The following is a 10,417-nucleotide window of genomic DNA, read 5'->3' on the forward strand; positions in this document are numbered from 1 at the left end:
GGGCGGTACCATGTCCTTCACTATGGCTTAACGATCAGTACATCTTCTCGCCGGTTTGCCATCGGAAGCGTGTTCCCCTGGGGCAGCCAGTAGGCATCGCAGCCTTGGGCGCGGGCGCGCATGATCACGCCGAGGATGACGGCATCGTCGATCTTGGTGGCTTCCACCGCACGAAAATCCACGTGCGGCACTTCTGTCGTTTGCGTGAAATCCTGGTGGAACTTGACACCCGCATCGCTCGCAAAGAAGCGCTTGCGTTTGGACACGTTCGGAATATCCCCGATCAGCATCTGGCCGCCCGGTGCAAGCAGCTCGATCGACAGGTCCAGGAATTTCCAGAAGCTGGCCTCGACGAAGATGTATTGAAAGACGCTGTAGCAAAGAATGGCGTCGAAACGGCCCACCCATGGCTGCAATGCATCGTCGCAATCCGGGTAAAAGCCCGGCAGCTTGATCACGCCGGAGGCATCGGGCAAGTGCGCCAGCATTTCGGCGGAATCGATCAGCACGAGCGAATGCTCGCGCTGTTGGCACGCATCGATCAGCAGGCGCGGCAGGCCCGCGCAACCGGGGCCGATATCGAGCACGTTCCCGCACCGGAGCGCAAGGTTGGTCAGCTTCGATTCGATGTCGGCGAAGATGGCCTTTTCATGGGCATCCCGATAGGCATCGGGAAAGCCGATCTTCTCATGCACGCTCAGGCTATCGTTCATCGCCATCCGGCGAAAATCCTCATAGCCAATATCGTCGAACACACCCATTATCTCACCCCTTCCAATGCGGCGAACCGGTTAAACAATGAAGAAGTGTATGCCGGCGCAAGCACGGGAGATCCGGGGAACTGAAGCCCGATTGACGCTCAGTTCAGTCGTTGACCGGATCACGCTCGCGCGCGCGCCCTGACCATGTCGCTCATCTCCTCGAGGTACTTGACGAAACTGAAGAGCGAGAAATGGCTTTGGTAGTGACGCGCGAAATCGGCGCACTGCGCCCGGTGGGCATCGGGCGACTGCATGACGCGCTCCGCGCGGGCACGCAATGCGCCGGGAGCGCCGTCGAAGAACAGGTCACTGTAGTCGCCGCCGAGGAAAGTCTCGTACGACCAGTTGGACCCCATCAGGAAGCCCGACCGGTTGCTCATCGCACGAAGGGTGCGGTCGTGCAACGCATCGTGCGTGGGCGCCGCATCGATGATGCCGTAGCGCGACGCGAACTGGAAAGCATTGTCCGACATCGCGTCAAACGAGAGGAACTCGTGATTCGGGTTCTGCCTGCGCTGAAAACGCTCCCATCCCCGTCCGTAGATCTTCAGCGGCACATCCTTGAGATCGTTGACGACGTGCTCGGCGACCATATTGCGATAGATTTTGTCGAGCACCATATGGATATGCACGCGCACCGTAAACGCCGAGTTATCCAGGTCCTCGCAGAGCGCCGCCATCGCCTCGGGATTGAGCATGCCGTCGATGATGTCGTGATGATTCGTCCGGTTGCCGTTCCTGAATTCACCGATGATCGCATCCGCGGCATCGAGCAGGAAACCTGCGATACGGCGCTGCGACGCCGCGCGCCACCCGTTCAAGGTCGCGTCGAGATCGTCGATATTCTTGGGGAAGACGAAGAAATCTCCCTCGAACCGACCTTTGACGCCGTCGGTAAACCAGACGGGCGTCGGAAAGAAGGTCGCACCGCTCTCGCGCGGAAAGTGCGTGTTCGCGAACATGGCGAACGACGCCGTGCCGTAGATATGCTGCACCAGTGGCGACATGGCCTTGTGATGAATCGGCATGTGGACCGGATGGTCGCCGTGGTAGCACAGTACCGGCACCTTCAGGTGGTCCCAGACGGTGGTGGGGTCCTCGTCCGTCGCGCCGATCTGCAAGCCTACGCCCTGCCACAAGATGACAAAGTCGATGCCCTTGTTGTGGAATGCGGCCAGTTCGTCCATGAGGCTATCCTCGAGGTGGACGATGTGCGTCTTGCGCCCCATCCGCTCGAACGCCTGCTTCATGCATGTGCTGAAATAGGTGAAGGGATCGTTCTCCCCGCCCCGCCAGTTAATTATTAATATGCTCATAGGTGTGCGAGATAGAGTGGGGAGTCGTGCGAAACGCCGACAATATCATGAAGGTCTGGGCGCAAACAAGCCGTGGCGGGCAGATTGGCAATGGCATGCCGAGAAATATTTTCCCGGCCGGTTTGCGCTAGAATCGGCCCTTCGCCCGTATCGAAACCCGTATGCCATTCCCAGACAAGCTGCCAACGCGCCGCCTTTTTCCGCGCCGGATCACCCGCCGCCTTCGACCGTCCATCGCGCCATGAACAAGCGCCGCGCATTCGTTACCGGCGCCAGCGGTTATGTCGGCTCCCGGCTGGCACGCCGCCTGGCCGCCGACGGCTGGGACGTGCACGTGCTGCTGCGCGCCGGCTCCAGCCTCGATGCCCTGGAAGGCGTGGCGCTCACCGTGCACCGCTTCGGCGGCGCCGCGCCTGAACTGGTCGAGATCGTGCGCGAGGCCGCGCCCGACGCCGTCTTCCACCTGGCGGCGCTGTTCCTGGCCCAGCACCGGCCGGAGCAGGTGGACGCGCTGGTGCAGGCTAACATCCTGTTTGCGACCCAGCTGGCCGAGGCGATGGCGGCCAACGGCGTGCGCATCCTCGTCAACACCGGCACCGCCTGGCAGCACTTCGGCAACCGCGACTACGATCCGGTCAACCTGTATGCCGCGACCAAGCAGGCGTTCGAGGCGATCCTTTCGTACTACGTCAACGCCCATGGGCTGTCCGTGGCGACGCTGGCGCTGTTCGATACCTACGGCCCGCACGATCCCCGCCCCAAGCTGGTGAGCGCATTGTGGCAGGCGGCACGCACGGGCGCTGCGCTGTCCATGTCGTCCGGCGAGGAGGTGCTCGACATGGTGTATATCGACGACGTCATCGAGGCCTTCCTCGCCGCCGAGCTGTCGCTGCGTGCGGCGGGTCCGGTGCAGCTGCGCTATGGCGTCTCGTCCGGCGCTGCGCTGCGCCTGACGGGGCTGGTCGCCGCCTTCGAGCGCGCCACCGGCCTGCACGTGGACGCGCGCTGGGGCGAGCGACCCTGCCGTCCGCGCGAAGTGATGCAGCCCTGGACCAGTTTCTCGCCGCCCCCTGGCTGGCAGCCGCGCGTGGCGCTCGAAGAAGGCCTGCGCCGCAGTGCCCCACCCGGCACCCCGGCCATGCGTGGGCCGGGATAGCTGTGTACAATGTCGGACCCGGACGCCCGGTCCCGCATGCCGCCGCCGTTTTCTTCTCCCACGATGACTCTCGAAACAACTCCCAAGCACGCCGCCGGCGCACGCCGCCTTTGCGTCGCCCCGATGATGGACTGGACGTAGTTTCCAGTGTTCATGCGGGTTTCAGGAGGTTCGTGTGCATGATGTGTGCACTCATCGGTGACTGTGTGACGCGATCTTTCGTAGCGGTTTCTTAAAAATAAAAAAGTCCGCAAGGACGGTCACGCCGCTTAACACCCATGGGGATGAACCAAATGTTGCGTTTCTGGAAATTAATATATCGACAAGAGGTTGTTGCCGTCACTCGCTTCACAAGGCACACAGCCTAGTTCCTTATAATTTTCCGCACTGCACCTCTACGGATTAAAATGACCCTTTTTTCCAAGAGGCAGTATGGCGTACGCTACCCTACAGTTCACCCGCACCGAATACAACGCTGCTGGTCGTGCCTTTGCCGACGCCGTTGGAAATCCCGCTGACTGCTTGGCAATAATCGACAACTTTCGCGCCTCGCATGCACATCCTCTTAATACGTTCCATACCACGCTAAAGAACCGGGCGCAGAAGCTTGCACCGAAAGCACTAGTGGTTCAGCGCATCAAGCGACTTGATTCGATTGCAGCCAAGCTCAGGACAAAGAGTAGTATGCGGCTAACGCAAATGCAGGACATTGGTGGTTGTAGAGCCGTCATGCCGACTGTCCAACTGGTTAGACGCTTGGAGGCAACGTACGTAAATTCGCCTTTAGTCCATACACTGTCGAACAGCAAGGACTATATTGCGACACCCAAACCAACTGGCTATCGGGGTGTCCACCTCATGTACGCGTTCGCTGGTGCTTCTAGTCCGTATGCCGGGCTAAAGCTTGAGATCCAAATTCGGACACAGCTACAACATAAATGGGCTACTGCTGTCGAGGCAGCGGAAACATTCACCGGGCAAGCCCTTAAGTCGAACCTAGGTAGCGAGGAATGGAGGCGCTTCTTCGCACTAATGAGTTCTATCTTTGCACTGCGGGAAGGGTGCCCTACAGTCCCAGGAACGTCCGATGACTTTCTCAAACTCTCCGAAGAAATTCGGCAGCTTAATGCTAGTCATCACATGGCTAACGTGTTCGCGGCGTATAGGGCGATTTTGCCAAGAGTTGAACAGCAGAAGAACGCACGCTACTTCCTCGTCCGTCTCGAACCTGCTGGGCGACGAGTGTTCGTGAGGGGGTATCGCAAAGAACAGTCCAGACTTGCACACCACGAATACACAACCGCCGAAAGCCTTATTCCTGCTGGTTCGTCGGTTCGCGTGGTTCTCGTATCTGTGTCCTCTATTAATTCACTGAAGAGAGCATATCCGAACTACTTTTTGGATACTGAGCAATTTTTGAACGAAGTACGAGTTATCACCGGCTAAAAGGAGCACGACGATTCGCCGCTATCGTTAGGACTTCAGGGCGGCGTAAATCGTCCCTCTCGACACTTTGTACTCGGCTGCTAGTGCTGCCTTGCTTTCGCCTGCGACACAGCGGGCCTTGATCGCTTCCACATCGGCTGGCTTCAGTCGTTCTGGTCGTCCGGTGGGTTTGCCTGCTGCCTTTGCTGCTGCGATGCCTTCACGCTGGCGCTCTAGAATCATCGAACGCTCGAACTCTGCAAATGCTCCCATCATTGAGAGCATGAGCGTGTTCATCGGGCTGGAAGTGTCGGCGCTAAAAGTCAGGTTCTCTTTGACGAACGTAACGGCTACGCCCTTATCGTTTAAGCCCGATACGATCGCCCGAAGATCGACAAGGTTACGAGCAAGACGGTCGATAGAGTGCACCATAACTGTGTCGCCTTCACGAACGAACGCTTGTAATGCTACCAGAGCAGGGCGCTTGACATCTTTGCCGGATGCCTTGTCCTCGAACAGCCTATCGAGCTTGATACCGTCAAGTTGACGAGCAAGGTTCTGGTCCACCGAACTCACGCGTACATAGCCGACTGTTTGTCCTGTTGCCACTTATCTTCTCCTTCGTTGATCTGTTCAACAAAGTCTAAGGCATTATTGAAAAGTGTGCAACAACTATCGTTATGGGCCTTGTTGGGCAGTGTTTCTCGGCTGTTTCAGCGTGTGCAGAAAGGTGTACTTCTTGGAATCAATACACCCGGCTCTCTAGGGCCAAAGGAACGTTCATCTACGGTAATACTGGTGCTATACTGACAATAGACTGGAAACAACATCTGGCATTAGGCACGTTAGCGGATTTCGTAAGCATGTATATGTTCCGCTCCAACTTACTCATAACATAGATTAGAGTCTAACAATGTTCACTATTAGCTATCCGTCGGTGTCAGGCAATGAAAACGCAATTTCACTTCCAGTGGGTAGCACATTGTTCGTTGTCGGGGCGAACGGAACTGGTAAATCGAGCTTAATGCATCGATTCTATGTCCAGAACTATCAAAGTGCACGACAGATCTCGGCGCATAGGCAGACTTGGTTCAGTTCAAGTGCCATTACATTGTCGCCGCAACAGAAACGCGATACCGAAAATAACATCAAGAGCCAAGATACCAGCACACAGTCTCGCTGGATGGATCACTTTTCCGCTAATCGGGCTAGTATTGCGATCTATGACCTCATCGATGCTGAAAATGTGCGAGCACGGCTTATTACTGGTGCTGTAGAACGTGATGCTTTAGATGAGGCTAGGATATTGGCGCAAAAAGATGCTCCGCTGAGGATGATCAACGAATTGCTACAGCAATCTAATATTCCTGTGACGATTTCCGTAAAAGAAAGCGAGCAGGTCCTTGCAAGCAAAAATGGTGGGCCGACCTATAGTGTTGCTGAGCTATCCGACGGAGAACGAAATGCGCTTCTCATTGCGGCAAATGTTCTCACGGCTAAACCAGGAACATTGATCCTTGTCGATGAACCAGAGCGTCATTTACATCGTTCAATAATTTCGCCGTTGCTTACGCTGCTCTTCGCGAAACGATCCGATTGCTCGTTCATTGTCTCTACGCATGATGTAATGCTGCCGATTGATAATCCAACTGCACAGACGCTCCTTGTTCGTAGTTGCAATTACCAAGGTGCGACCGTAACGGCATGGGACGCTGACATGGTCGAGCCTACAGACGAGATTGATGAGGCATTAAAGCTAGATGTATTGGGGTCCCGCCGGAAATTAATTTTTGTCGAGGGGGATGAGCAGAGTCTCGATAAGCCGTTGTACAGCTTAATTTTCCCATTTGTCTCGATTGTTCCTAAATCTAGCTGTCACGAAGTGGAGCGGTCAGTAGGAGGGATACGGGATGCTAACCGCTTCCATTGGCTGTCTGCATGGGGAATTGTTGATAACGACCGTCGAACAACGGAAGAGATTAGTGAACTTAAGTCAAAAGGTATTTTCGCTCTTCCTGTGTTCGCAGTTGAGTCGATCTATTACGATCCTCGATTACAACGAATGGTTGCAGAAAAACATGCTTCTTTAGTTGGTAGCAATGCTGAGGAGTGCTTGAGGGCTGCTAATCAGGCGGCCATTAATGCAATTAAGCCCCATATTAATCGTCTGTGTGAAAGAACTGTTGAGAAAGCACTTCGTGACGAAGTGTTTAAACACCTGCCTAGAAGAAAGCAGATTTCTGCTGGGCAGCCTGTTAAGATTGAAATCGATGTGGCTCAGTTCATTGCACGAGAGCGCCAGCGTTTTGAATCTCTGATCGATAATAGAGATTTGTCAGCTATTATAGCCACCTACCCGGTCCGCGAAACTCCCGCGTTGGATCAAGTGGTTGATAAATTAGGTTTCAAGGGGCGGCAGCAATATGAGAGTGCTGTCCGCAGATTGCTCATGGAAAACAGTGAGGCCCTCAACTTGGTTCGCGGAATGTTTGGAGACCTTGTAGTGGAAATTAATAAAGGGCTTCGTCCTGTTGAGCAGGAAAGCGTAACGCAATAACGCTGTTAATAATATTAACGATTAGTGTATAGGTGCAGAATGCATGCGTTGCTATGCAACTAACATTGCGCAACTTTTCCTTAATAATTAATTTCATTTTCTATAGACAAGGTACGATGAGAACTTTTCCGATTTTAGCGTTATTATCGCTCTTAAGTGCATGTGCTACAATTGATGTACCTACCGCGTCGAAGAGATACACAAGTGAAGTGGCGATTTTGAAAGTCACACGGCAAGGCTGCGGAATTCATGCTGAAAGAAGAAACATTAGTTCGGGGCCGCTCCGAAGTCTGTATGTCACTGTTGTCGGACTGGATGCTAATAAGGCCAGTGTCGATACCGCTACTTTAAGGTTTATGCCCATTGTAGTGGGTGGTAAATCTGAGGCAGTTGTGTATTTTTCTCAAGGGCACGGCTTGGCTTGCGTCGATATAAAAGATTTCGCATTGTCGTAAAAATAAATGTCAAGCTCGACTGTGTTGGCTTCCAAAGTAAGTCCGTGCCAGACCTGAGACTTTTGATCGGCTCTTTACTAGATACGAAATCCATATCAAGCAGTCAGACAGTTTTTCCCCGGCTAGGGTGGCGTAGTTCACCCGCTTACCTAGTCGAGTTCGATGTATCGGGTTCGCCGGAGGGGCGATGTAATACGTTAGCTCTCGCTTCTGCATCATCACAGCAAGCCAGTGTTGAGAGTTGTGGTTTAGGACAGAGCAAGGATTGCGGTGCTTTGCCTCGGCCAGGATGAACACATGGAAGTGCAGTCCTTTCTCGTCGTCCACTTCGAGACATCCTTTCCACTGGCAGGGAATGTTCTGTCTGCGTAGTTCGAGACATAGCGCCTTCATGGCTGCTTGGTAGTCCCGGCTCTGTTCTGATCCCATCATTACGATGTGATAGAGTCGTGGGGACACGTAGTTATTGTCGTTGAGCATACGCTTCATCTTTCGGTATGCCTTCTGGTTGTGCATTCCTCCGTTAGCCAGAGTGATGACAGTTTCCTCCTTCTTCATTGGGTTGTACTCCTTGTTGTTACTGCTCCTACACTGCTTCTCCTTACTTACTAGTACAAATCGGCGGTGGTACACGAGCGGGTTAGTGGTTTCTCCTATATGGGAGTGCTTAAAAACGGGTTAAATCACTGCTTTCATTGACAGGTCAGAAGAACGCCGTCATCATAGGAGAACTTGTGATAGCGCCTTTCTTCTAAAGTGGCGAATCGGTATTCCTGTTGGTAACGTGCTCTGAACTCTACTGTTTTCTATCCATCCTTGAATAGCGGGCTTTTGAGCGCGTTTCTTCTTGGTGGCTACCTACCTGCCAACTTCTTCTAATAACGCCTTCTAGGGCCTTTAGATCGCCTTGAATCGGCTGTTGAGTTGACGCTTCCTGAGTCGGTGTTGATGTGGCACTGCGGCATTTAATCTGCTCAAGAATTCAGCACGCTATTACATACAAAACGTACCCCAATGCTTAACCAGACTGCGGTTTTCTGTCTTCGCGACAGAGAATCGACTACATCAGTGACTTCGCTGGATTGCTGGGACTACGAGTTCTGACAAGCGAAGAAAGGTGGCGCTCTACTGCGGCGATAGGGTACAGGTAGTTCCTGCCGAGCAAGACGTACTCCGGGCCTTGGCCTCGTTTGCGCCATGCGTCAAGCGTGGACACTTTCACTCCTGCAAGCGTGGCAAAACCATGCTCGTCAAGGCAGTTCACAAGCCGGGCTAGGTCGGCTACGTTGGGGGTGGTGGTGTGGGTTGCCTGCATTTCAAATCCTCCGCTGTTGTTGATGAGGACTGAACTGTAAGGTGCGAGTATTCAGCAACCCGGTTACTTGTCAATTCAGCGGTTTGTACTTTTTCACTGTGGCGTGGATTGTTGTCGGGCTAACGTCGTATTCAGCGGCAAGCGCCTTCGCAATGCCGTAGCTGGTCCCATCTTCTTTGCTGTCCCAGTACCGCTTCGCGATGCGGCGGCAGTCGCTTTCCTCCAGTTTTCGGGGCTTCGATGCTCGCTCGCTCTGGGTCTTGCTGTGGCTTTCAACCCGAGCAAGCGCCTGTGCCGACAGGATAGAGTTCCGTACTCCGCTGAAAACGGTCACGATCTGCTGCTGTTTTACTATTACCTGTTTCAACGCCGCATTTAGCGATTCCTGACTGTCGTACGCTTGTTGCTCGCCGTCACAGAACACCAAGTTGGCATACGAGCGGCAATATGCGACTAGGGTAGCGTGGTTGATGTCGTTATCGTTCAGGTAGGGTTCAAGCCACGTAAGAGCATGCTGCACGCACTCGAAGAACTGAACAGGTGTACCGTCCGTGGGGAAGTCGTTGAATGGATCGTCACTAATTTTTGTCATGGTGCCTGAGTCTGAACTTTGGATAACGCCAATACAGCCGCGTGTACATCTTCCGAATTGGTATGGGTGTAGCGTTTCAGTTGCGTCCACGTTTTGTGGCCTGTCAGTACCGCAACCTCTGGAATTGACAGCCCGAGGCGGAACAGGTCGCTTGTGGCCTTATGCCGAAGATCATGGAATCGAAGGACCTCGATGCCTACCTTGGCACATGCACGGGTGAACGCTGTACTTACGCTGGATGCCTGATACGGAAACACCCGTCCAATCTTTCGCATTGCCAGTATTGGTTCGACTAGTGCCCATGCAGCAGGTAGCAGGGGAACCGTCTGGTGGTTTCCTTCCTTCTTGCGGGGGTCCTTCCGGTCGCGAATGATAACCGTGCGCTTCTCCGCATCCACATCCTCCACTTGGATTGAGCAAATCTCATCTTGGCGCATGGCCGTAGCAAGGGCAAACGCGCAGAGCGTTGTCATGGGCACCTTCTGGCGCTTGTTGGCTGTCCAGAATGCGTAAAGCCTTTCGAGTTCCGACGTCGTTGGCTCGCGATCACGCTCACTACTGCGGGTGCTCACGTTCCGGGCGCTCAAATCCCTGCGGGCATCACGGGCAAGGTCGGTCGGCAGGTCCATCCGTCGGGAGTGCTTACCCCACTTGAGGATCGCCCCGAAGAAGGACAGGTCTGCTGCAATCGTCACGCCGCCAGCGCCAGCTTTAACTCTTAAGTCGATGAAGTCACGCAAGTGAATGCTGTTGATGCGTTTCAGGGGGATGCTGCCTAGGGTGTGTCTGACTGAGTTCATAGGAGCCATAACATAATTGTTGCCACGGTCACGGCAGCGA

General features: G+C 54.1%; 8 protein-coding genes. 3 read left to right on the forward strand and 5 right to left on the reverse strand.

What is annotated here, in order from left to right:
- Positions 1 to 20 precede the first annotated feature (20 nt).
- A complete protein-coding gene (locus ACFPOU_RS02305; protein ID WP_379716588.1) occupies positions 21 to 761 on the reverse strand; it encodes a methyltransferase domain-containing protein in 741 nt (246 codons plus the stop codon).
- 119 nt (positions 762 to 880) lie between these two features.
- Positions 881 to 2,011, reverse strand: a complete 1,131-nt coding sequence (locus ACFPOU_RS02310; RefSeq protein ID WP_379716591.1) for a hypothetical protein — start codon at positions 2,009 to 2,011, stop codon at positions 881 to 883.
- A gap of 307 nt (positions 2,012 to 2,318) precedes the next feature.
- Here ACFPOU_RS02310 and ACFPOU_RS02315 point away from each other — a divergent pair, with 307 nt between their 5' ends.
- Both ACFPOU_RS02315 and ACFPOU_RS02320 read left to right on the forward strand, forming a co-directional pair.
- On the forward strand, positions 2,319 to 3,233 hold the full coding sequence (locus ACFPOU_RS02315) for an NAD-dependent epimerase/dehydratase family protein (RefSeq protein WP_379716594.1): 915 nt from the start codon (positions 2,319 to 2,321) through the stop codon (positions 3,231 to 3,233).
- A gap of 432 nt (positions 3,234 to 3,665) precedes the next feature.
- On the forward strand, positions 3,666 to 4,679 hold the full coding sequence (locus ACFPOU_RS02320) for a RelA/SpoT domain-containing protein (RefSeq protein WP_379716597.1): 1,014 nt from the start codon (positions 3,666 to 3,668) through the stop codon (positions 4,677 to 4,679).
- A gap of 27 nt (positions 4,680 to 4,706) precedes the next feature.
- On the opposite strand, the gene ACFPOU_RS02325 is transcribed toward ACFPOU_RS02320, so the two are convergent.
- Positions 4,707 to 5,267 carry a recombinase family protein gene (locus tag ACFPOU_RS02325; RefSeq protein WP_379716600.1) on the reverse strand — a complete coding sequence of 187 codons (561 nt, stop codon included), beginning with the start codon at positions 5,265 to 5,267 and terminating at the stop codon, positions 4,707 to 4,709.
- Between the two features lie 304 nt (positions 5,268 to 5,571).
- On the opposite strand from ACFPOU_RS02325, the gene ACFPOU_RS02330 reads away from it, so the two are divergent.
- The gene (locus ACFPOU_RS02330; protein WP_379716603.1) at positions 5,572 to 7,215 is read left to right on the forward strand and encodes an AAA family ATPase; all 1,644 of its coding nucleotides are present in this window, start codon (positions 5,572 to 5,574) and stop codon (positions 7,213 to 7,215) included.
- A 1,840-nt stretch (positions 7,216 to 9,055) separates the two neighbouring features.
- Here the strand turns inward: ACFPOU_RS02330 and ACFPOU_RS02335 are convergent.
- Complete coding sequence (locus tag ACFPOU_RS02335) at positions 9,056 to 9,577, reverse strand: hypothetical protein (protein WP_379716606.1); 522 nt, start codon at positions 9,575 to 9,577, stop codon at positions 9,056 to 9,058.
- Positions 9,574 to 10,417, reverse strand: an 844-nt coding sequence (locus ACFPOU_RS02340; protein WP_379716609.1) for a site-specific integrase, incomplete at its 5' end; no start/stop codon positions are given. The genes ACFPOU_RS02335 and ACFPOU_RS02340, both read right to left, overlap by 4 nt.

The sequence above is a fragment of the Massilia jejuensis genome, from assembly GCF_042656795.1.
Taxonomy (GTDB): domain Bacteria; phylum Pseudomonadota; class Gammaproteobacteria; order Burkholderiales; family Burkholderiaceae_D; genus Telluria; species Telluria jejuensis.